Here is a 23,688-nt window from a genome sequence, read left to right as displayed (position 1 = left end):
AATATGTTTTACTATCACAGGCAATAATCTTATCTTTTATGATAGACTATTTTTTTATTAATTAAAATTTTAAAGGAGAATGTATGCCAGGTAAAAATCTATCACTAAAATCCCAGCTATTCATCGGCTTTGGGCTCATTTTAGTTTTTATCCTAATTATTACTGCTGTTGGATATAACAAAATCAGTTTTGTAGAAAAAACCCTATCTACTATTAGCGATATCAATGCAGTTAAACAACGCTATGCAATTAATTTTAGAGGTAGTGTGCATGATAGAGCAATTGCAATTCGCGATGTTGTAATCTTAAATGACATTCAAGAAATTGAAAAGACGATACGACTTATCCAAAGCCTAGAGGAATTCTACAAAGATTCGGCAGTTAAAATGGATGCTATTTTTAAAAACCCAACATTAGTTGATGCAAAGGATAAAGAAGTCCTAGTACGTATTAAAGAGATAGAAGCTAAAACAATGCCTCTAATTGCAGAAATTCTAAATAAAAAAGCACAAGGAGATTTAGCAGGAGCAAATACATTGCTTATCCAAGAGGCTCGTGGTGCTTTCGTGGAATGGTTAAATATTATCAATGTGTTCATTGACTATCAAGAAACAAAAAATCATTCTCTAACAAATACTGCAAGAGAAGAAATTATGTCGTATTTGGACATTACGCTTTGGTTATCTGCTATTGCTATTTTTGTTGCTATTTTTATTTCTATTTATATCACTCGCCTTATTATTTCTTCGCTTGGTGGAGAGCCAAAAGAGGCTGTTAAAGCGGTTTTAAGTATTGCTAATGGAAACTTAAATACACCTATTAAAACAAAATTTGAGGAAAGTATGTTATCCTCTGTTGCACAAATGCAAGAGAAATTACGTGCCATTGTGATAGAAGTTATGAAATCTTCAGAAGAACTAAATACTCGAGCTAATGAAGTTGCTAAAGTCTCTGAAGAATCTAAAATCTCCTCGTATCATCAAGCAGAAAATGCAGAAAAATCTGTTACACATATTAGAGAAATCGTTGAAGCTGTTAATGATGTCTCTAATATTGCTAAACAAACAGAAGAGAATTCTGGTTATACTACAGAGCTTTCCACTAAAGGGAGAGAAGCTATGCAAATTACCATTGCAGAAATTGAGAAAATCACACAAACTGTCACCTCCTCTTCTGAACATATCCGTATGCTAGAAAAACACTCTCAAGATATTAGCGGAAGCGCAGAGCTTATTAAAGAAATTACAGATCAAACCAACTTACTTGCCCTAAATGCAGCCATTGAGGCAGCAAGAGCTGGAGAGGCAGGACGAGGATTTGCCGTTGTTTCTGATGAAATTAGGAAGCTTGCAGAGCGCACCGGTGTTGCTACTTCTGAAATTTCAAAAATGATTGAAGTTATCCAAAGCGAAACACAAACAGCTGTTGAAGCGATTCAAAACGCTGTTCCTCAAGTTGAAAAAGGTATGGAACTTGCTAATGAAGCAAGTGAAATTCTAAACCAAATCAATACACAAGCAACAGATTCTCTCAATAAAGCAAAAGAAGTTACTCAAGCAGCTCATGACCAAGTTAAAAATATGGAGGATTTAGTAGTAGAATTTGATACAATTACTAAAGATTCCAAAACAACTGCAGAAGCAATGACAAGCAACACAACTACTGCACAATCCTTAAAAAGTCTTGCTGATATTTTAAGACGTCATATTAACTTCTTCAAAATTTAAGCATTCTTTAGAATCCTTAGTAAATAAAAGGGATTCTAAAACTTTAAAATGTATAATTTTGCAATTTTTTTCTTAAGGATAGTTTTTGACTAAAATTGCTCTAATCTTATTAGGTGCTGGTGAGAGTAGCCGTTTTAGGGACTCCACACAAGATTTAGCAGAACTTAAACAAAAGAATATTGTGAAATTACCTAAAAAGCAATGGATTCGCACTGGAGAGATTCCACTTTGGCTAAAAGTGGCAAAGGAATTACATTCTGCTTACCTTTTTTGTGATTATGTTTTGAGTGCTGCAGAGCTTGAAATCCCTTATATGCAGAAATATTTGGACTCTTTTAATCTTGATTTTAAATTGGCTCGTGGTGGCACAACACGACAAGAATCCTTAAAAAATGCTATTAATATTTTAGATACCAATGCAGAATTTGTTTTTGTAAGTGATATTGCCCGTTGTAATATTCCACAAACACTTTGTCAAAAAATCCTTCAAGAAGCTGGTAAATACGATTGTGTTGTTCCGTTTTTAAATTTGCATGATACTATTGCCTATGAGGATTCCACGCTACAATATCTCAAAAGGGAGCAATTAAAAATTATTCAAACTCCTCAACTTAGCCGACTCTCTACTCTAAAAGAATCCTTTAAGCAAGGGGATTTCACTGATGAGAGTAGCGGAATCTTTGCCATTGGAGGAAGTATTGGCTTTATAAAAGGTGAGCAAGCTGCTAGAAAACTGACCTTTTTGCAAGATTTAGAATATTTCAAACTCCCCTATCCTAGCAACCAAACCTTAGTTGGCACAGGAAGTGATATTCACGCACTTACAAGTGGTAATGGAATCGTTTTGGGCGGCATTCCTATTGCATGTCCTTACAAACTCATTGCACATAGTGATGGTGATGTATGCTTACACGCACTATGTGACGCAATCTTAGGAGCAATTGGCGCAGGTGATATTGGCAAATGGTTTCCAGATAGCGATTCTACTTACAAAGATGCAGACTCTAAAGAACTATTAGCACAGATTGTAGATTTTGTCTATAGTGTGGGTTACTCTCTTAAGCAAGCCGACATTACAATCTTTGCTCAAAAACCAAAACTCCTACCTTTTAAAAGCGCAATGGAATCACAAATTGCGGAATTACTTGGAATTCCAAAATTTAAAGTCAATGTCAAAGCCACTACCACAGAAAAACTTGGATTTGTAGGCAGAGAAGAAGGAATCTTTGTGCAAGCAAGTGTTGTGCTTGGGTATTTTAACTGGAAAAACTTATTAAAGGGGGTTTTATGAAAATTTTAATCATTGAAAATGAAATTTATCTAGCACAGAGCATTGCGGCAAAACTTAGTCAATTTGGCTTTGTCTGTGAAATCGTTTCAAGCATTGATGAAGCACTAAAGTTTGAAAGTGCTAATATTATTTTGCTCTCTGCTAATATCCCAGGTCAAAATTTCTATCCTGTGATTGAAAAATTTAAATCTTCTATTATTATCATGATGATTCCTTATGTCAATGATGACACTGTTACAAACCCTCTAAAATCAGGTGCTAGCGACTATATCGTAAAACCTTTTATGATTGATGAGCTAATCCGTAAAATTAACCACTACATTGAGTTTTATCAACTCCAAAAAGAAATTATTTTCTATCGTGATTATTTTTGCAATTCCCTTTTAATTCCAACATACACGATTAACACCAAAGTTTCATTTCCACTCATTATTAAAAGCATTTCACAAAAAGCCATTGATATGTGTGTTGTTAATTATGCTATACAAAAGAGATTTGCTATCAATTTTATTTCTCTTTATAAGGATACGGCAAACTACAGAGAAATCTTAAAAAATGTTCCAAAAACACAGCTTACTTATGTAATAGGCTTTGAAACACTTCCTAAAGAAGAGAAAGAAGAATGTATTAAAGAAATTAAAAATATTCCCGTGATTCTCTCTTGTCTAAGTGGTGATGTGAGCGAATTTAAGAATACTTTTGAAATTAATATTAAAGAAATTGCTCATGGATTTCAAGATGATGTGCTAAGTGTTGATGAATACATTAAAACAATGATTTTAAAATTTGAAGACCGTTATCCAGATACTGAACTTAGCAAACGGCTAGGAATGTCTCGCAAAAGTCTATGGGAAAAGAGAAAAAAATATGGAATCACAAAAAAGAAATAACTCTAAAGAGAGTATAAGCACCTTTAAAGATGCCCTTTTTGTAGATAAAGAAGCGGTTTTTGCTCTGCTTTTATGTCAAGAGGGATTATTAGCTCCTGTCTCGCATTTAATGAATGAAGAAGAAATGCAAGAAGTAGATGCCACAGGACTTTACAAAGGGCAGAGTTTTCCTTTTTCATTTATTTTAGCTCCCTCTGGCAGACGCAATACAATTGTCCTAAAAAATGCCAAAAAAGGAAATGTTATTACACTTGTATGTGAAGGCAATGTGTGTGGAGAACTTGTTGTGGATTCTACGTTTAAAATTGATAAGCAACAACGTCTTTTTAAAATTATGAGTGGTGATATTTACTCACAAAAAGCTCAAGATATTTATCGTCGTTTAGGAGATTACGCAATTTGCGGTAAATATTGCTTATTTTTAGAAAACACGCGGTTTGATTTCATGTGCCACATCGGTAAGCAAACAATTTTACAAACCAAAAAAAATATCCAAGCTGAAAATATCACAGCAATGGTGCTAGATGCTTCCCCTGTAACACGTATTCATGAACGCATATTTCGCTTGGTCTTAGACGAGAGTGATTTACTCGTGCTTATGCTTTTACGCCATCGAGATGAAGGGTTGCTAGATTTCCACATTCGCAAGACTTGCTTACAAAATGTGATTGATAACTATCTACCAACAAACCGCATTTTGATTTTTCCCCTAGATGATATTTACCTCTTTGCTGGAGCACATGGCATTATTCTTGATGCAATTTTAGCTCAAAATCTAGGTTGTGATAGAATTGTCATTGGCGAGAATCATCCAAATTTAACGATTTATTATGATAATCAAAAAATCTACTCCATTTTTGACACAATCAAGGATATTAAAATCCATGTAAAGCTACTACATGAATTTGTATATTGTAGCCAGTGTAGCACGATTGTCAGTCTAAAAACTTGCCCACATGGCAACCATCACCACATTCATTATCACTCTGGATTATTACAAGGAATCTTGCAAGCTGGGCTTATTCCACCTACGATTCTTATGCGCAAAGAAGTTTCTGCTAAGATTTTGAGCTATCTCTATCCAAAACGTTTTAGCCCACTTCTAAAACAATTTGGAGCAATGTTTGCAAATAATGGAATGATTGAAAAGCAAGATGATGAGGATTTTTATCTAAAACTTATCAACCTCTACCAAACCCACTCTCTAAAATAGGAATCCAAAATGCAATCTGATAATTTTTTTAAAACTTTCCACAATGCAAAGGATTTTTTTCAAAAAATGTTTTTAACTGTATTTTTTAGCGGATTATCTCCATTAGCTCCCGGAAGTATCGGCACACTTGTCGCTTTGCCTTTTGGTTTTTTGATTAGCTATTACATTGCCCCTAGCACATTACTGCTTAGCGCACTGCTTGTTACAGCCATCGCCATTAAGATTATTAATAATTACGAAAATGAAGGACTATCCCATGATAGAGGTGAAATTGTCATTGATGAGCTAGCTGGTGTTTGGATTAGCATTTCAATAATTGGACACAATATGTTTGGATTACTCTTATCTTATATTTTATTTAGAATCTTTGATATTTGGAAACCATCAATTATTGGAAAAATTGATAGAGAAGTTAAAGGCGGCTTAGGAGTAATGGGAGACGATTTACTTGCTGGATTCTTTTCAGGGATACTGGGGCTTATAATAATCGGAGTAATCCAAAAAGTAGAATTCTTAGCTCCGATTTTAGAATTTAACTTTTAGCATTTATCCTATATTTACTTAATCATAAACTTTCGTAATGCTTCTTCAATTTCCACTGGGTTAGATTTTGAAATAAACTCATCGGCATTTAATGAACGTGCCATATCCTCATTGCTACTACCGCTCATAGAAGAATTTACAACCACTGGAATTTTAGCAGTTAATGGAGATGCTTTAACTTGTTTAATTACTTCAAAACCGCTTGCTTCTGGCATTTCTAAATCCGTGATGATTATACCTATCTTAGAAACATCTGTGCTTTCTGCAAACACATAATCTAATAATTTTTGCCCATTAACAAAAGATTTATAATTTACACCTAATTTATTGAGAATATTTTGCATTGTTTTAATTACGCTTGGAGAATCATCTGCTAATAAGACTTCATTATTAGTAACAATTTGTCTAATTTTATTCATTTCCGCATTTTTCTCATCTTCAATCCAAGGAAATACATCAACGAGCATTTTTTCAATATCCACAACTTGCACCAAACGCCCATCAAAATAGCGTGTTCTACTCACTAGCTTACTATTTAATCCAGAATTTCCAATCCCTGCGCTTTGCTCAATTTCTGTCCATTTTTTATTCAAAATTCTATCTGCTTCATAAATCCTAACTCCAACTGTCCATTTAGAAAATTCGCAAATCATAATTACTTCATCTTCACCTGGCTCACGCTTTACTCCACAGCCTTCTAAATTTCTACCCTTGTCTCTTGCATCATAATAAAACCATTTGCGCAAGTCAATTAGTGGAATTGTAAGCTCACGAATAGTAATAAGCCCTTCAATCAAAGAACTTCCCTCATGAGAAACAACTGTAATATCCCCCCGATACTTCACAACTTCACGGATTTTAAAAACATTCACTGCATACAAATCCTTATCTTTTTCAAGCCTAAAGCACAACAACTGCAATTCATTATTTCTGTGGAGATTGGTTATTTGATCAACATTGGATAAATTAGACATTATAAAACCTCAAATCTTAAAAATTTCCGCTGATTATATCATAAAAAACACATAACTTTAAATGCTTTTATAATATTCCCTAAATGGTGCACATTTCTCAAGCAATTCTGCCTGTGTCCCACTTGCTAAAATCTTGCCATGTGAGAAAAAATAAATCTTGCTAGCTAGAGAAACGGTAGAAAATCTATGCGCTATAATAATTACGATTCTATTTTCAAGTAGCCTTCCTAATACTTCTCTAAATTCTTCTTCTGTTTTATTATCTAATGCACTTGTTGCTTCATCTAAAATTAAAATTTCAGGATTCTTATAAAGAGCACGTGCAATTGCGATTCTTTGTCTTTGCCCACCACTTAAGTTTGCTCCAAACTCATCAAGCTCTGTATAGATTCCCTTAGGAAGCGTTTGTATATAGTCAAAAATTCTAGCTTGCTGTAATGCAAGCTTCACGCGCTCTTCATCAATCTCACTTCCATAAGCAATATTACGCGCAATGGAATCATTAAAAATAAAAATCCTCTGTGTTACAATTGCCACTTTAGAGCGCAAACTCTCTTGCGTGAAATGCCTAATACTCTCACCATTTACCAAAACCTCACCGCTATTTACCTCATAAAGTCTCAAAAGCAAATTTACAAGTGAGCTTTTGCCTCCTCCACTATTTCCAACAAATGCAATACTCTCTCCCCGTTTCACTTCTAAATTAATCCCGCTTAATGCTTGTTTTTCTCCATAATACAAATCCACATTCTTAAAACTAATTGCTTCAATTGGCTCTTTTAGCTCTTTTTCTCCATCTTGAATTTTTGGATTCCGATCTAGCATTTCAAAGATTCTATCTCCAGCGGCAAAAGCAATTTGAATCTTACTATAAAGACTGCTAATGCGTTTAAAAGGTGTGTAAAGCAAGAAAAGAGCAGCTGTAAAAGAAAAAAACTCTCCTGTGGTTAGCTCACCATTAATCACCTTATACCCACCCACAAAAATCACCGCCGAAACAGCAATTGCCCCAAGTGTTTCCATTAAAGGTGAGGTTAGCTCAGAAATACGCACAGATTTCATTGCAAGTTTAAAAAGCTCTTGATTATGGCTTGCAAATGATTCATGTTCTATTTTCTCCCCAGAACTTACTTTGATAAGCTCCATATTATTAAAAATTTCAATTAATTTTGAGGATAAATCTGCATTTTTTTCTTGTAATTTTTTAGAAGTCTTACGCATTTTTCTAGCAATAAGCACGATAGGATACAACGCAAGTGGCATTACGACAAGTCCATAAAAAGCAAGCTCTGGACTTTGATAAATCACAAGAAGCACAAGACCAAAAATCGTAAGCCCTTCCCTAATCCCTTCTATGAAATAATTTGACACAGCCCCTTGCACTGCGGCAATATCACCTGTAATGCGTGAAATTAATTCACCATTGCGGTAGCGATTAAAAAACTCCATTTCAAAAGTTAGCATTTTATCTAATAAAATATTTTTCAAACGTTTTACGATGTCTTGTCCAATGTAATTCATATAGTAAATTTGGATATAAGTTCCAAATCCTTTTGAAAAATACGCTAAAACAACCAAAAAAGGTAGAATCTGCAACATCTTAATATCTTTTGCTAGAAAAATATCATCTAACACTGGCTTAACAAGATACGCACTCGCGGTTGTTGCTATAGAAACTAGAAGCGTCCCTATAACTGCATAGAAAAAATAAAGCTTATAATCTTTAATATAAGGCAACAATCGTGCAAAAAACTGCTTCAACTTTTTACCCCTTATGGAATCTAAAAGATAATTGTATCGTGATTTATCTTTGGCATACTTCTAATTGGCGATTCATCAGTAAAATAAAATTTTTCACCATCTACACTTTGTATGCGCACACCTTGTGGAATCTTAAATTTACGTTCTAACCCCGGGTCGATTTCTAAAATCTTATTAAAAAAATAAGAAAATGAAGGAGCTGGGGCAACACCGCCTGTTTCGCTATAACCCATAGGCGTATTATCATCTTTTCCATACCAAATAATAACTTCTATACTTGGAGAAAACCCACAAAACCATGCATCAATATTATCGTTTGTTGTTCCTGTTTTTCCTGCAAGTTCAATTCCATCTACCTTAGCACGTTTTCCTGTGCCAACATTAATCACATTGCGCAAAATATCTACAATTAAAAAACTTTGTGCATCTTTAGATAGCTCATATTCATTAGGGGTAAAATATGCCACATCTCCCTTAGCATCTACAATATAATTAATAAGCATTGGATCAATCACCTTTCCATAATTTGAAAACACCATAAAATTCCTTGCCATATCTAGTGGAGATGCCCCAAAACTTCCTAATGAAATGGATAAATCCTTAGGCACATTACTAAAGCCATACCTTAAAATATCATTATAAATTCTATCAAACCCAATTTCTTCTACAAGATTAATTGTCGCAAGATTTAGCGATTTTGTCAATGCTGTTTTTAAGGAGACAAATCCACTTAAAGAACTTCCATAATTTTTAGGCTGCCATTTTTTACGCTCACCACCAACTCTATATTCATAAGTCCTTGCAATATCTGGAATCTGATAATTCTGCATTACTCCAGAATTTATAGCACTAAGATACAAAAAAGGTTTTACGCTACTACCTATTTGACGCTTACTCTGTGTAGCTCGTGAGAAATTGCTTTTTTCATAATCTACTCCACCAACAAGTGCTAAAATCTTTCCGCTTTTATTCTCTAGCACCACAAATGCACCATTTAGCTTCTCTTTTAAACTCTCATCTTCTTTATGCCTTGATAAAATCTGCTCGTAGCCAAAATACAATGCCTCTTGTGCTAATTCTTGATAATCCAAATCAATATTTAAATGAATTTTATACCCAGCAGTTTTTAAATCCTCTAGTCCCATAAGCTGACGTTGCACTTCATCTACAACATAGGGTGCAACATTTTGTGTTAATGTGTCATCATAAACCTTTGGACGCTCACTGCTTCCTGTATCGAATTCCTCTTGTGATATCCAGCCAAGCTCAAACATTCTTTGCAAGACATTATTTGCTCTACCTAAAGCAAACTCATAATTCTTTGTAGGATCATAAAAACTAGGCGCACGAGGAAGTGAAACAAGTATTGCTATTTCCTTTAGGGATAACATTTCCATTTCTTTCCTAAAATACCCAAGTGAAGCAGTTTTCACTCCATAAAACCCATGTCCAAAGTAAGTGTGATTTAAATAACGTTCTAAAATCTCTTCTTTGCTAAGAATTGTCTCAAGGCGCATTGCAAGCAAAACCTCTTTAACCTTTCTCTCAATGGTTTTTTCACGCGTCAAAGCTACATTTTTAATAAGTTGTTGTGTAATTGTGCTCCCACCTTCTGCATAACGTGCATTTTGAATATTTTTAACCATTGCACGCATAATTGCATCAATATTAATCCCGGGATGCTCAAAAAACAAAGTATCTTCAATGGCTAATAATGCTTCAATAAGACGTGGTGGAATCTCTTCAAAAGTTGCATAAAAGCGAAATTCTTTATCAAATAAATTCGCCACTAAACGTTTTTGACGATCAAAAATCTGTGTCGCCACTGGCGGTTTGTAATGCACTATTTTATCTGTATCATTACGAATCTCTGCATACACTTGCACCATAAAAACAACGATTCCAATGGCAACAATAATTCCAATACCACCGAGTATTCTTAAAAAACTTCTCAAAAATTCCCTCTTTTTATTTTTAACAAATAAAATTTTGCGATTCTAGCACAGAATCACTAAATATTATGCCATTTTTGCCTTTTTGCTAATTGATAGCACAATACCCACCATAATGCTTGTTGCCAAAATAGAACTTCCTCCATAGCTTAGGAATGGCACAGCAATCCCCTTAATTGGAATTAACCCAGAAATTCCAAAAGCATTAATTAAAAATGAAAATCCTAAAATCACTGCTACTCCTGAGCAAAAGAGATAATACATATTGTTTTCACAGCGGTTTGCAATTTTTAGGATTCTAAAAATAAGCGTAATGAAAAGCACACTAATGCAAAACAATCCGAAAAACCCAACTTCTTCGGCAATTCCAGCTAAAATCACATCTGTATGCACCTCACTTAAAAAACCAAGTTTAATGAGTCCATTACCCAAACCCTCACCTAAGATTCCGCCATTAACAATAGCATTAAGCGAGTGTTGGATTTGATAAGGCTCTGGGAGATTCTCTACGCGCAAAGAATTTGCAATAGATTGCGGAAAAAAAGATAGAATCAAATCCTGCGCTCCCGCCCACCAAGTCTTAACCCTAGCAATTCTATGCGTACTTGTAACAATCACAACAATAAACAAAGCAAAAGCTCCACTTAAAAGATATAAAAACAGCTTAAAAGAAGAACCTGCAAAAATCATCATAATTGCTAGAGTCGTCCCTAAAAGCACGATTTGTCCCAAGTCATTTTGTAAAATAGCAATCAAATACACCGCAATTAAAAACACCACCACATAAGGCAAAAAAGTGATAAACTCTTCTTTTAAGCTTTTTTGCTCCAAAAGAGAGAATTTACGCGAGAAACTCCATGCAAGAAAGGTTACAAACCCAATTTTAAAGAATTCCACAGGAGCAAGAGAAAAAAAAGGTAATCTTATCCAACGTTTTGCTCCTCCAGCACTTGTAGCTAAAGATTCTGGCAAAAAGTGCATCATAAACATCACGAAAATTCCACCAAAAAACAAAATAAAACCAAAGCGCAGCACAAAATTATCCGGATTACAACGCGAAATCCCCCACATTAAAAGCACTCCTAAAACTCCAGCAATCATTTGCCGTAACATAAAGTGAAACTCGCCATAATCATAATACAAAATTGCAAAAGACGAGAGTGAATAGGAAAATAAAATGCTTATTGTAATAAGACTTACACTAATGATAAATAAGAGACGATCAACCATTTTACCCCTATCTCCTACACGTAGTAATACATAAGCAAAAATCCCTCAAAGATTAGAATCCCAAATAAAATAAACGTCGGCACAAAGTTGCTAAGATTCCAAACACAACACTAACAATCAAAAACAACAAATGCAAACTTGCAATCACAGACAAAGTAGCAATATAGTAACTTGCCAAGCCCACTAAAAGGAATAGAGCAAAACCATTTAACAAATCTTTAAATGAGTTTTTTGCCAACCCATATTTAGATTTTTGATGATTTTGCGACATTCCCTACCCTTGTAATTTTGGAATCTTAAATCGCGGAAGTTTAGCAAATTTTTATAAATTTTTAGACAATAAAACTAGATTTCTAAAATTCTTGCAATCACCTCTGGCTTATTTGCGCTCATAAAATGGAATTTTCTTTGCAATGCGCTTAATCCTTTAAATAGCTCCTTGCTCTTTTGTAAGCCCACTTCCCATTCGCTCCCCTGATTTTTTGCTACTTCTAAGGCTTCTAACCAATCTTTAGGCACAAAAACTCCGGGTAATTTGTGGTGCAAAAACAACGCAGTTTTATAAGAACTAATAGGAAAAAATCCAAACACAAGGGCACATTTTGTATTGCATTCTAAATTGATATTAGAACACCATTCCAAAAGCTCCTCTGCAATACCAATATCATAAATAGGCTGCGTGAAAATTGCCAATGCACCATTTTGGATTTTTTCACGCATTTTGCGATAGAGATTCTCCTTATTTTTCGCATAGGAATTTAGCACACAAAAAGGATAAATACTTTTGGAGTCACCTTGCAAACTCTCTCCGTTAATATCCTTATTGCGATTGAGTGCGGCAATAATTTTAAGCAAAAGTGCGCTACTTCCCTCAAATACACCCTTAGCCTGTGGCTGATTCCCTAAACGCAAAGGATCGCCTGTTAATGCTAGAATAAGACGTAAGTCAAGGCTATTCATTCCAATTAACTCACTTTGAAGTGCTAATGTGTTTTTATCACGCATTGCAATTGTTGTAATACTTGGAATCCCAAATGTATTTTGTAGCTTTAAACTTGCTAAAACAGCACTATGTTTTAATTTTCCTAAAGGCGAGTCTGTGCAAATAAAAGCATCTAGCTCCCCAACAAAAGAGTGATTTTTAAGCCTATCAAATAAATCTTCTAAAGAAAAACTAGCAGGAGCTGAAAACTCATAAGTATAGCATTTTGCTCCGCTTTGGAGCTGATTTATAAAGGATTCTATCTTTTGACTATCAAATTTTTGCATAGAATTTACTCTCTATTTAAATGTAAAAAGTCAAAAATTCTAGCAAAAAAATATAAATACAAGTTGAATTTTAAACTTTTAGAATCTATGTAATAGCTCCAAAAAACTCTTTTGCAATGCTATAACCTCGCTAATCCTAACTCTTTCATTAAGCGAATGGATTCTATCATTGCATACGCCACATTCTACAACACTCACTCCAAATTCTGCAAAATAGCGCGCATCACTTGTCCCACCACTTGTGCTAAGAATCGGAGCAAAACCATTTTGCAATTCCAACACTTCTTGCATTTTTTGCACGATTTTATTACTTGTATCTGTCAAAAATGGCTTAGAACTCTGTTTTAATTCCAAATGATGCGGAATTGCCTTTAAAAGATTCTCTAAATACGTTTGTAAATCCTCTAAATGCGTTAGTGTAGAGTTACGCACATTAAACATAATTTTCAAAGTATTAGGCGTTACATTGACAACTTCCATTCCCCCACGAATATCAGTAATAACAATCTTGCTAGGTTCAAACTCAACACTTCCCTTATCCAAGTCAAAACCTGCAATTCTACTAAGCACAGGAGCGATTAACTCCACAGGATTAACGCACTTACTAGGATATGCGACATGCCCTTGTTTGCCAAGTATTATTAGCTTACCATTGATTGAACCACGTCTACCTACTTTTATCATATCACCAAATTTTTCCACACAAGTAGGCTCTGCCACCACTGCAAAATTAGGCAATAAATCAATTTTTTGTAGCTCCTCTAAAACATATTTTGTTCCAAAAACCGCATCACCTTCTTCATCACTTGTTAAAAGCACAGATAAGATTCCATTAAACATAGCATTAGAATCTAAAAACTCTCTTATTGCACACACAAAAGCGGCTACGCCTCCTTTCATATCCTGCGCTCCACGCCCATAAAGAAACCCATCTTTTTCCAAAGGGACAAAAGGATCACTCTCCCACCCCTCACCAGCTGGGACAACATCAATGTGTCCTGCAAAACATAAATGCACAGGTTTAGACTCTATATTTTGGGATTGCGCAAAATCCTTATATAAAAACACATTTTTTACACCATTTTTATCAAACTCTAATGCCCTAAATTCTGGTAAAATCTCTCGAATAAATTTATAGATTCCACATTCTTGCGGAGTTACACTTGGATAAGCAATGAGTTGCTTTAAGACTTCTATTGTTTGTGTGTTTTGTGTTTGCATTTACGATTCCTTATAGCGTTATTTTACTAATTTTAAATTCTATTTCCAAGCTTTTATGCAAACTTTGTATCACCTTTTCAAAATGCTTATAGTCTATCTCCTCTCCCTTGTGGCTTTTGAGGTATTTATCTAGCACAGCATAGCCGCCGATTTTATATTCCCATACTTCCTTGCTTACTTTGTCAAAATATAAAGAATCATTGACAAAAAGCCTTTGTTCTTGCTCGTTATACTTGGGCTTTGTTATGGTGAGATTGCGATTATCCTTATCCTTAAACAAAGCCTCGCCGATTTTTGCGCCTATTTTTTCGCTCAAAATTACTCCTTTTTAAGATAAAGTGGAAAAACATAGCTCCCACTGCCTACTAAATGCAAATCTATACAAGTTTGGGTGATAAAGATATTATTTATTTCTTGGAGTTTAGAACCTCTATCACACACTAAGCCCATATTTATGCCCTTTTGTAGAGATAGAGGGGAAATATACTCCCTGCTCCTGTATTGCCCCCGCCCATTAAACTCAAATCCACCAGAGTATTGGTTACTATCACACACTGCCAAGTCCCGCTTACTTTGTATTGTCTTGCCACATTCAACCCAATATTGCAATCCATTCTCATTTGCGTCCTGTCTGTCTGTCTGTCTGTCTGTCTGTCTGTCTGTCTGTCTGTCTGTCTGTCTGTCTGTCTGTCTGTCTGTCTGTCTGTCTGTCTGTCTGTCTGTCGTGGCGCATGAGGTGGATATTTATAAGCTCACACCCTAAAGCACTTAAGGCTAAAAACTTCTCTTTAGATTCCACAAAGGGAATCTTTGGGAAGTCAATTTTAAGAAAATCAAGGTATTTTTCGCGGTAGTCTTTGTGAAAAAGCACTGCATAGATATAGCCTAGTATCGCTTCTGGAGTTAGGATAAATTCAGCTTTTGGCGATTTTGTGAGCGTTTCTTTTGTCATATTTGCTAGTGAGGGTGAAATCCTTGCGGATTGCACGAGCGAATGCGAAATATCTGTTTTGCCTTTATTGCTTTGAGATTCTTCGCTACGCTCAGAATGACACACTTTGTCATATTGAGGCTTTGAAAAAGCCGAAATATCTCTAGAATCTCGCACTTTGTCATATTGAGTGGGCGCGAAATATCTCATATCAGAATCACAAACATTAAGCATAAAAAAGTCTGGGTAATTGTCATAGTCTGCTACTTCCCATTGGTATTTAGAATCTATGAAATCCCTAAATTCTTGGGTGAAATTCTCCACCCATTCCGCATTACTTTGAGATTCTTCGGCTAACGCCTCAATATGACAAGATTTGTCATATTGAGCGTTAGCGAAATATCTCTTTTTAGATTCTTCGCTGTGCTCAGAATGACAAGAGGGGTTTTCAGTATGACAAGATTTACCCTTTTTAGTGCTTTTATCTTGGGATTCTGTATTTTTAAGGTAAAGGGGAGAGATATAATCTCCACCTTGCATACCAGCACAAGACCAAGTTCTAAAATCAATTATTGCATTAGTTGTAAAACCCTGTCCGCTTTGTGAGTTTGGAAAACCTCTTTTATAAACAAGTCCTACATTATCACCTTGCAAAAAATGTTGCATTATGTCTTTTACGCAACGCCAAACTAACTTATCCTCATAAAAAATATAACGCATATCAAAAGGACGATAAGCAATTTTATGGATAAATTTTGACAAATATTCTTCATTTTGGATATTTTGCCAACCTTTCAAAATATCCCAGCCTTGTTTTTCTTTAACATTAAATTTTTTATGTAATTCTGTTGCATTTGAAGCAGAACTCTTAAAATCTTCAAATTTTTGCAACAATCTTTCTTTATTAGAATCTATCACAAACTCATCGTGTGCAGTTGTAATCCCTACCCCTGACACCCTAAAAATATCTTTCACACTCCAGCCTTTGTCATACTCTGCCCTTAAGCCCTCATTTTGCGGGATAAAGAGATAAAAGGGATTGTTAGGCTCTAGCTTATGCCAAGTGATAGACTCTAGAGTATTGCTATAAAGAAAATTGTATTTGTCTTTTCTCCTGCCCCAAAGGTCGTAATGATACACTTGGGCTAGGTTTGTCATATTGGGGGTTTCTTTTGTCATATTGAGCGAATGCGAAGTATCTCTTTTGTTTTTGCCTTGAGATTCTTCGCTGCGCTCAGAATGACAAGGGGAGGTTGTGGAATGACAAGAGTTGGGACGATGAAAGTTAGAATCATAAATTCTAGTATTTGACGCATTTTTATTTTTTATAAAAATATTGATAGAAACGCCTTGCATTATATCAAACACATTATCGTCCTTTTCTCCACTTGGTGTGGATTCCTTTTTCCTAGCATTGCCATGTAGGTCTAGAATGTAGATGCTATCAAAGGTTTTAAGCAGATGGTAGCGCATACCGCGAAAAGTGGGATTGTCTAAAAAGCTATTATTTGCAATAAAGGCGAAAATCCCGCTTGGTTGCTTTGCAATCTTGCTCTCTGCAAAGCGGATAAATTTCACATAATCATCTAGTAGCCATTTGGGATTTTTCTCGTTTTTTAGCTTTTTTCTCTCCAAGATTGCCTTAAAGCTCTTTTTGTATTGCGTATTTTGGGGATTTTGCAAATACAATTCAATATGCTTTTGCTCACTCTTACTTAAATCCGCCTCGCTTGGCTCTAAACCATAGGCAATACGCACATTGTATTCATACAAGCCTTTATTTGCGCTTGCGCCACTATATGGGGGATTGCCCGTGATAATTAAAATCGCATTTTCTTTAATCCTTTGCGCTGCTTTAAATTCCTCTACCAACTCTACCATTCCTACAAAAAGATTGCTTTGCTTATTTGTCTCATCTTTTTCTTTATTAGCATAAAGTGTATTTGTAAGCCTAATATTCAGCGATTCGCTATCCTCTAAAGGTGCGTTAAACTCCTCTTTGAAACTTTGGGATAGCTTCAAATGCGCTATTGTATAAGGGGCGATTAAGAATTCAAAGCCAAAAAATTGCTTTAATAGCTTCTTAGGCTCATATTTTACGCTATTTTTAGAGATAGATTCTAAAGCCTTGCGGAAGGCTTCAAGCAAAAATGTCCCCGTGCCTGTGGCAAAGTCTAAAAGCGTGATATTGCCATTCTCTAACGCCGCACCTAAGCCATTTTTGCATTTAAAATCCTTTTTCAAAGTGGAATCTATCGCGTTGATAATGAAATTTACCACGCTTATGGGCGTATAATACACGCCGCGAACTTCGCGCATTGCTGGGTCGTATTGAGCAATAAAAGTTTCATAGAAGTGCAAATAAGGGTCTTTATGCGTAAATTGTGTGGTGTAATGCCCTAGCAAATCCTTTTCGCTTACCTTGTTTAGCTCTTTTATAATGCTTGTAATATCAATGTGATTAATGATATGCAAAATCTCTTCTAGTAGCCATTTGATAGAAACTAAATCCTCCAAATTATCCAAAAATCTGCTCATCGCGCGAATAAGAGAGAAAGAATTAGGGATAAACTTTTTAGCATTATATAAATCAATTTCCTTACCGCTTGTATTATTCAATCTCGCGAGGAAAAGGCTGTAAGTGAGCGTTTGAGCGAGGCTGTCGGCAAACTCTGTGAAATCTAGCTCTTTGTAAAGCTGGGCTTTAAATGTCTCATAAAGGCTTGTGATATGCGCGTGTCCTTGCGCTTGTATAAGGGCGTCTTTTAGAATCTGTGTGCGAAGGGCAAGAGAGTTTGCAAATTCTTTTGCAGTGTTTATAAATTTTGGAGAGTGGCTGAAAAATAGCTTAAAGAGGTCAGCTAACTCTTTTTCTTTAGATTCTAAAAGGCTTGATAATGCCCCCCCCCCCGCCGCCGATAAACACTTAGATTGCGAGGCTTTAGCCATTTCTTTAACTTGGCTTAACTCGCAGATTCTGCATTCTTGCACGATTTGTGCCTTGCCTTTCTCACTTTTGCGCACGAGGACAAAACGTAAATAATCTGTTAGCATAAGGTTATCGCTTAAGCTTAGGTATTTTTCAATCTGTGGGCTTTGGAGTATGGAATCTAAATCTGCATTTACACGTTTGTTTTCTATATAGCCTATGCTTAAACCTTGAGATAAGACTTGAAAATCTGGTGCGCCTCTGCCCTCTTTGTCGTTGTTTGGCTCGTGCTTGATATGCAAATTTAAAAGTTCTTTGTTATTTTGTGCGAGCTTGTCTTTAATGCGATTTAGAAAATTTTCTAACTGCGTTCTTTTTGTATGCTCTTTGTCCGCTGTGCTAATGTCTTTTATGCTTTGAAGATAGGTTTTCATGGTTATATCCTTGCATTGATTTGCTTCTTGCATTTCATTCCTTTATCGCAATAAATGTTGCAAAATTTACCCAACAAAAAAGTGTTTGAATATGGCTAAATCCTGCATTTTTAAGCATTGTTTTATTTTCTTTTTCACTATATGGGATTAGCACATTTTCTAAAGCTTCACGTTTTTTGCTAATCTCAAACTCACTATAACCGCGCTTTTTCTTGCTTTCTAAATAATATTGAATCATTTTAAAATCTAGTGTCTTATCCTCACAAATCACCTTTTCAGAAAGAATGAATATCCCATTAGCATTAAGTGCCTTAAAAATCTTTTGCACTAATTTTTCTCTCTCTAAAGGACGGATAAACTGCAATGTATAGTTTGCAATAATGACATCGCATTTTGGAAACTCTTCTTGTAAAATATCTCCACAAATTAAATTTGCCTGCATTCCATAGGCATTTAGCTTTCTTTGCGCACACTCTAGCATACTTCTTGAATTATCAATTCCATAAAGCTCCAATGGGATTTTTGCTTTTGAAGCAATTTCTAAAAGCATCGCCCCTGTGGAAGTTCCAAGATCTAAAATCACGGAATCTTTTTTAGAATATTCTAAGGCAAAATCCGCACTTAACCCCAAAACTTCCTTATAATAAGGGATTGAACGGCTTAACATATCATCAAAAACACCCGCTACATTTGCGTCAAACTCAAATTGTTTTTGTGGGGTTTGTGTAAAAACTTTATCCATCATGTTTTACCTTTAAGATTCTATAAGCTTCGTTAATGTCGTAGCAAATTTGCTCTTTTAGGGATTCTAAATTCTCAAACTTGCGATTGTTGCGGATTTTTCTAGCAAAATAAAATTCCGCCTCTCTCTCTTTAACCTCCACTTCCACACCAAGCAAATGCCCTTCAATAGAAAAAGATTTATCCGTGCTTAAGCGGTTGCCTACAAAAATCACTGCTGGATACTTTTTAGATTCTGCACTTTGAGCACCAAGCTGAATAAACCCAGCATACACACCCTCTTGTGGTAGCAAAAAGCCATCATTTTGGATATTAATTGTCGCATATAGCTTTCTTTTACCAAGCCCCTGCCCTTTAATAATTCCACCTCTAACCCCATAAAGTCGCCCTAAAAGTTTGCTTGCTTGCTTTACATTGCCATTAAGCAACAATTCTTTAATAAGCCCACTATGCACAGAGAGCTTCTTGTAAAAGACTTCATTTACAACAATAACTTCTCCTTTAAAATACCTTGATAAATCAAAAGGATAATAAAAACGATTCTTGCCAAACCTAAAATCATAGCCTACAACAATATATTTTAAGTTTGGCAATACACTTTGTAAAAAACCTACAAACTCCTTATCGTTTTTATCGCGCACAATCTCTAATTGCAAATAAAACATCGGATACTTAACATAAAAAGAGCGGTATTTCTTAGGCAGCAACACTCCATTGTCTTGCTCAATACACAAAATCGCGCCATGTGCATCAAGCTTCTTTAAAAGCTCTTGATGTCCTAAATGTAATCCATCAAACTTACCTACAGCAATGCTTGTAATGCTATTTGCAAGCCTAGAGTTTTTGGCAAGCGATAAAAAACTCAACATTCCCTTCCTTTCCTGCAATTTCTGATTCTGCGCATTTTAAGATTCCAAAACCACTATGTTCTAAAAGTTTTAGCATATTTCCTAGTGCTTTTTGGATTGCTAATTTATCTTGCACCACACCTTTTTTATTACGTTTCACCTCCCTGCCCACTTCAAATTGTGGCTTAAAGAGCAAAATAACTTTATCGCTAGAGAGTGCAATAATGGAATCCAAAATATCTTTTAATCCAATGAATGACACATCACAAACCACGATTTCAAAACCTCTCATGCAATTTTTTGTGTATTCCTTTGCAAAATCTCTAATATCAGTGTTTTCATAGCTTATAACATGTGGATTTTCTCTTAATGTGTCATGCAACTGATTATTCCCTACATCTACGCACACGACAGATTCCACACCCTTTTGCAACAACACTTCACAAAATCCCCCAGTGCTAGCCCCAATATCTAGCGCATTTTTTCCCTTGAAATCCAAAATGGGATACTCCTTTAAAAAATAGCACAACTTCTCTCCTGCGCGACTTACAAATATTTTAGATTCCAAACTTCTAACTCTATCTTGTGTGCTAAGTTTATACGCGCTCTTCATACAAGGAATTCCATTGACACAAACTTTGCCTCTGCGGATTAAAGTGTGTGCTTTATTGCGCGTTGGTGCGATTCCAAGCTTTACACAAGCAATATCTAGACGTAAATTTGCAAGCTCTGCAAATTCGGATTCTACAATCCCTAACTCTTGCATTTGTAGATTCCACATTTTTTGCTCAATTGCCTCTTGTTTATGCCCTTGCATTAACGCTTGTCCTTTAATGCTTCCTTATTTAAGGGTTTAAAACCAAAATTAAGAGAATTTTCCCCAAAGTCTTTATGTTGCAAAAGCAGCTGCAAACTATTGCGAGTGCGCTTATCTTGTGGCAAAAACTCTACAAGATAATATTCTCCCCAAGACGTGGCATTATCTTGCATTAAACCTCTCAACTGCTCTTTTTTAAGTGCTGTAATTTTCACAGGTGTTTCACCATTACTAAGCATAAGATAGAATCCATTTTCAAAAAATCCCTTAGGATTCTCCACTCCATTTTGAAAACTCTGATAAACATCTACAAAAAACACTTCACCTGCATTCTCTGGATATTTCTCCTCATCAAAGGTATTTAAATGTGTGGCAATTAGCACCACTTGCACCCTATTTTCTGTGATTAGCTCCGCCTTTCTTGTGGCTTGAATGTAAGCCTCTTCAAGTTTTTGTGGCGTGATAACAGATTTCACATTTCCACAACCTAAAAAAAACACCAAAACCACACTAAAAACTATTTCCTTTAACATTTAACTCCAATCTGATAATAAGTAAAACCAAGCTCTTTAAGACGTTTTGCATTGTATTGATTGCGCCCATCAAAGATGACTGGCAACTCTAAACGTTCCTTAATTTCTAAAAAATCTGGACTCCTAAACTCTTTCCATTCAGTTACTAACACCATTGCTGCGCAACCGCTTAGCGCATCGTATTTATTGTTAGCATAGATAATATTAGAAATTCCTTTGAGATAAAATCCTCGTGCTTCCTCCATTGCCTTTGGGTCATAGACGCAAACCTCTGCACCTCTATCTATTAACGTTTTAATTAACACAATTGAAGTTGCCTCACGCATATCATCGGTTCCGGGCTTAAAGCTAAGCCCCCAAATTCCAATACGTTTACCCTTTAGATTTTCTCCAAAATGCTTGAGAATTTTCTCTCCTAGAATCCTTTTTTGTGCTTGATTTACCTGTTCAGTGGCTTGTAGCATTTTAGCTTCCACACCATTATCTTGTGCGATTTTCTCTAGTGCTTTCACATCTTTTGGAAAACAACTCCCCCCATACCCACAACCTGGATAAATAAAACTATAACCAATACGTTTATCACTCCCAATTCCGATTCTAACTTGATTGACATCTGCTCCCACAACTTCGCAAATTCTTGCAATTTCATTAATGAAACTAATCTTTGTTGCAAGCATTGCATTTGCAGCATATTTTGTCATTTCTGCGCTTTTAATATCCATAGTAATCAAACGATCATGGCTACGCAAAAATGGCGCATACACTTCCTTTAAAATCTCTTTTACCCACTCTTTTTCTATACCAATCACAACTCTATCTGGTCTTAGAAAATCATTAATCGCATCGCCTTCTTTTAAAAATTCAGGATTGCTTGCCACAGCAAAAGGAATCTTAACATTACGTTTTTGCAACTCTACTCTCACAACATCTTCAACCTTTTGTGCTGTGCCAACAGGAACTGTGGATTTATTAACAATTAGAAGTTTGCGCTCCATTTGTTGCCCAATTTCTCTAGCGACATTTAGCACATACTGCAAATCCGCACTTCCATCCTCTCCCATAGGTGTTCCAACGGCAATAAAAACGACTTCAGCCTTTATTAAAGCTTTTTTAAGCGAAGTTGTAAAATGTAGATTTTTATTTTGCAGATTTCTTTGCACAAGCTCTTCTAAACCGGGCTCAAAGATTGGAATCTCACCCTTATTTAGCTTTTGAATTTTAGATTCCACGACATCTACGCAAATCACATTATTTCCCATATCTGCAAAACAAGCACCACTTACTAATCCAACATAACCCGTGCCAACAATTGCTATATTCATCACACACCTAAAAATTTTTTGCAATTCTAACATATTCTTTAGAACAAAAAACAAAGCAAACTTAAAGCAAAATAAATCTATAATGCTACCATTTTGTAATTCAAGGCTCAAAATGGCGCGACATTTACTAGAAACTAAGGATTTTAGCAAAGAGGAAGTGGTAGCAGTATTAGACTTAGCCCAAAGTTATTTGGATTCTAAAAACACATTAACTAGCAAAAATACACTTGCTGGGCATATTATTATTACTATATTCTTTGAAAATTCCACACGTACGCTCTCAAGTTTTGAAATTGCTACTAAGAGACTAGGAGGCAGTGTTGTGCGCTTAGATGTCTCAAGAAGCTCCACGACAAAGGGTGAAACACTCTTTGATACAGCTACAAACTTAAATGCAATGCAACCAAGCGCAATCGTCTTGCGACATAGAAACTCTGGTGTGCCAAATATTCTCTCAAAATATGTTACTTGCTCTATTATTAATGGCGGAGATGGCGCACATGCACACCCTACACAAGCACTTTTAGATTTGCTCACTTTGCGCAAACATTTAGGAAATTTAGAGGGTAAAAAAATCGCCATTGTAGGGGATATTCGCAATTCTCGGGTCGCAAATAGCAATATAGAACTCTTAGGACGTTTTGGTATGGAGGTTATCTTAGTAGGTCCGCCGCATTTTATCCCAAAAACCAAGCTTCGCCACTGCTTATTTTTAAAAGAAGTGATTGACTCTGTTGATGCAGTAATGAGCCTACGCACACAAACAGAACGTCACGATTACCCCATTTACTCAAGTTTAAAAGATTATGCAAGTGATTATTGTATTACAAAGGAGCTTTTTGGTGAACGCAACATTATTTTATTGCACCCAGGTCCCGTGCATCGCAACATTGATATTAGCGATTCTATGTTAAAAGACCCACGTTGCAAAGTTTTAGAACAAGTTACACACGGAGTTGCGATTAGAATGGCAGTTTTAGAAACACTAATCCACCATAGCCACACTAAAATTCCAAAAAACTTCCCTTACTTTTAGGAAGCTTTACAACAAGCAACAATACC

General features: G+C 35.6%; 21 protein-coding genes. 6 read left to right on the top strand and 15 right to left on the bottom strand.

Going from position 1 to position 23,688, the window contains the following annotated elements:
* Positions 1 to 83: 83 nt before the first annotated feature.
* The 5 genes from K4G57_RS00455 to K4G57_RS00435 all read left to right on the top strand — a co-directional run bounded on the left by K4G57_RS00455 (position 84) and on the right by K4G57_RS00435 (position 5,664).
* Complete coding sequence (locus K4G57_RS00455) at positions 84 to 1,727, top strand: methyl-accepting chemotaxis protein (RefSeq protein ID WP_221531219.1); 1,644 nt, start codon at positions 84 to 86, stop codon at positions 1,725 to 1,727.
* A gap of 85 nt (positions 1,728 to 1,812) precedes the next feature.
* Entirely contained in the window at positions 1,813 to 3,018 is a 1,206-nt protein-coding gene (locus K4G57_RS00450; RefSeq protein WP_221531218.1) for a bifunctional 2-C-methyl-D-erythritol 4-phosphate cytidylyltransferase/2-C-methyl-D-erythritol 2,4-cyclodiphosphate synthase, read from the top strand.
* Positions 3,015 to 3,908, top strand: a complete 894-nt coding sequence (locus tag K4G57_RS00445) for a response regulator (protein ID WP_221531217.1) — start codon at positions 3,015 to 3,017, stop codon at positions 3,906 to 3,908. The genes K4G57_RS00450 and K4G57_RS00445 overlap by 4 nt, the downstream gene beginning before the upstream one ends.
* Positions 3,886 to 5,121, top strand: a complete 1,236-nt coding sequence (locus K4G57_RS00440; RefSeq protein ID WP_221531216.1) for a sulfate adenylyltransferase — start codon at positions 3,886 to 3,888, stop codon at positions 5,119 to 5,121. Before K4G57_RS00445 ends, K4G57_RS00440 begins: the two co-directional genes overlap by 23 nt.
* Positions 5,122 to 5,130: 9 nt before the next feature.
* Positions 5,131 to 5,664, top strand: a complete 534-nt coding sequence (locus K4G57_RS00435) for a phosphatidylglycerophosphatase A family protein (RefSeq protein WP_221531215.1) — start codon at positions 5,131 to 5,133, stop codon at positions 5,662 to 5,664.
* Between the two features lie 14 nt (positions 5,665 to 5,678).
* Here the strand turns inward: K4G57_RS00435 and K4G57_RS00430 are convergent, their stop codons facing one another.
* The 15 genes from K4G57_RS00430 to K4G57_RS00365 form a co-directional block, all read right to left on the bottom strand.
* A complete protein-coding gene (locus tag K4G57_RS00430) occupies positions 5,679 to 6,638 on the bottom strand; it encodes a chemotaxis protein (RefSeq protein WP_236033125.1) in 960 nt (319 codons plus the stop codon).
* Between the two features lie 57 nt (positions 6,639 to 6,695).
* Positions 6,696 to 8,399: an ABC transporter ATP-binding protein gene (locus K4G57_RS00425; protein ID WP_221531214.1), complete on the bottom strand. Its 1,704-nt coding sequence runs from the start codon at positions 8,397 to 8,399 to the stop codon at positions 6,696 to 6,698.
* A 20-nt stretch (positions 8,400 to 8,419) separates the two neighbouring features.
* Positions 8,420 to 10,354: a PBP1A family penicillin-binding protein gene (locus tag K4G57_RS00420; protein ID WP_221531213.1), complete on the bottom strand. Its 1,935-nt coding sequence runs from the start codon at positions 10,352 to 10,354 to the stop codon at positions 8,420 to 8,422.
* 63 nt (positions 10,355 to 10,417) lie between these two features.
* Positions 10,418 to 11,581, bottom strand: coding sequence for an FtsW/RodA/SpoVE family cell cycle protein (locus K4G57_RS00415; RefSeq protein WP_221531212.1), 1,164 nt, complete (start codon positions 11,579 to 11,581; stop codon positions 10,418 to 10,420).
* A gap of 52 nt (positions 11,582 to 11,633) precedes the next feature.
* Positions 11,634 to 11,852, bottom strand: coding sequence for a hypothetical protein (locus tag K4G57_RS00410; RefSeq protein WP_221531211.1), 219 nt, complete (start codon positions 11,850 to 11,852; stop codon positions 11,634 to 11,636).
* 74 nt (positions 11,853 to 11,926) lie between these two features.
* Complete coding sequence (locus tag K4G57_RS00405; protein ID WP_221531210.1) at positions 11,927 to 12,850, bottom strand: methylenetetrahydrofolate reductase; 924 nt, start codon at positions 12,848 to 12,850, stop codon at positions 11,927 to 11,929.
* Between the two features lie 78 nt (positions 12,851 to 12,928).
* Positions 12,929 to 14,071, bottom strand: a complete 1,143-nt coding sequence (gene dapE, locus K4G57_RS00400; protein WP_221531209.1) for a succinyl-diaminopimelate desuccinylase — start codon at positions 14,069 to 14,071, stop codon at positions 12,929 to 12,931.
* 10 nt (positions 14,072 to 14,081) lie between these two features.
* Entirely contained in the window at positions 14,082 to 14,387 is a 306-nt protein-coding gene (locus tag K4G57_RS00395; protein ID WP_236033124.1) for a type ISP restriction/modification enzyme, read from the bottom strand.
* A gap of 2 nt (positions 14,388 to 14,389) precedes the next feature.
* A complete protein-coding gene (locus tag K4G57_RS08970) occupies positions 14,390 to 14,680 on the bottom strand; it encodes a hypothetical protein (protein WP_236035805.1) in 291 nt (96 codons plus the stop codon).
* 7 nt (positions 14,681 to 14,687) lie between these two features.
* On the bottom strand, positions 14,688 to 18,398 hold the full coding sequence (locus K4G57_RS00390; RefSeq protein ID WP_221561784.1) for a type ISP restriction/modification enzyme: 3,711 nt from the start codon (positions 18,396 to 18,398) through the stop codon (positions 14,688 to 14,690).
* Position 18,399: 1 nt separating this feature from the next.
* Positions 18,400 to 19,110 carry a carboxy-S-adenosyl-L-methionine synthase CmoA gene (gene cmoA, locus K4G57_RS00385; protein ID WP_221531208.1) on the bottom strand — a complete coding sequence of 237 codons (711 nt, stop codon included), beginning with the start codon at positions 19,108 to 19,110 and terminating at the stop codon, positions 18,400 to 18,402.
* Positions 19,100 to 19,975 carry a bifunctional riboflavin kinase/FAD synthetase gene (locus K4G57_RS00380; RefSeq protein WP_221531207.1) on the bottom strand — a complete coding sequence of 292 codons (876 nt, stop codon included), beginning with the start codon at positions 19,973 to 19,975 and terminating at the stop codon, positions 19,100 to 19,102. Before K4G57_RS00380 ends, cmoA begins: the two co-directional genes overlap by 11 nt.
* Positions 19,941 to 20,771 (bottom strand): 23S rRNA (cytidine-2'-O)-methyltransferase TlyA, encoded by an 831-nt coding sequence (gene tlyA / locus K4G57_RS00375; RefSeq protein ID WP_236033122.1) that lies wholly within the window; start codon positions 20,769 to 20,771, stop codon positions 19,941 to 19,943. The genes K4G57_RS00380 and tlyA overlap by 35 nt, the downstream gene beginning before the upstream one ends.
* Positions 20,771 to 21,304 (bottom strand): hypothetical protein, encoded by a 534-nt coding sequence (locus tag K4G57_RS00370; protein ID WP_221531206.1) that lies wholly within the window; start codon positions 21,302 to 21,304, stop codon positions 20,771 to 20,773. The genes tlyA and K4G57_RS00370 overlap by 1 nt, the downstream gene beginning before the upstream one ends.
* A complete protein-coding gene (locus tag K4G57_RS00365) occupies positions 21,298 to 22,626 on the bottom strand; it encodes a UDP-glucose dehydrogenase family protein (RefSeq protein WP_221531205.1) in 1,329 nt (442 codons plus the stop codon). The genes K4G57_RS00370 and K4G57_RS00365 overlap by 7 nt, the downstream gene beginning before the upstream one ends.
* Before the next feature lie 112 nt (positions 22,627 to 22,738).
* Between K4G57_RS00365 and K4G57_RS00360 the strand changes: the two genes are divergently transcribed.
* Positions 22,739 to 23,662, top strand: coding sequence for an aspartate carbamoyltransferase catalytic subunit (locus tag K4G57_RS00360; protein ID WP_221531204.1), 924 nt, complete (start codon positions 22,739 to 22,741; stop codon positions 23,660 to 23,662).
* Positions 23,663 to 23,688: the final 26 nt, after the last annotated feature.

It is taken from the genome of Helicobacter turcicus, assembly GCF_019711685.1.
Classification (GTDB): domain Bacteria; phylum Campylobacterota; class Campylobacteria; order Campylobacterales; family Helicobacteraceae; genus Helicobacter_D; species Helicobacter_D turcicus.
The sequence above is the reverse complement of the archived record's forward strand: the minus strand, read 5'-3'. Positions and strand labels throughout refer to the sequence as shown.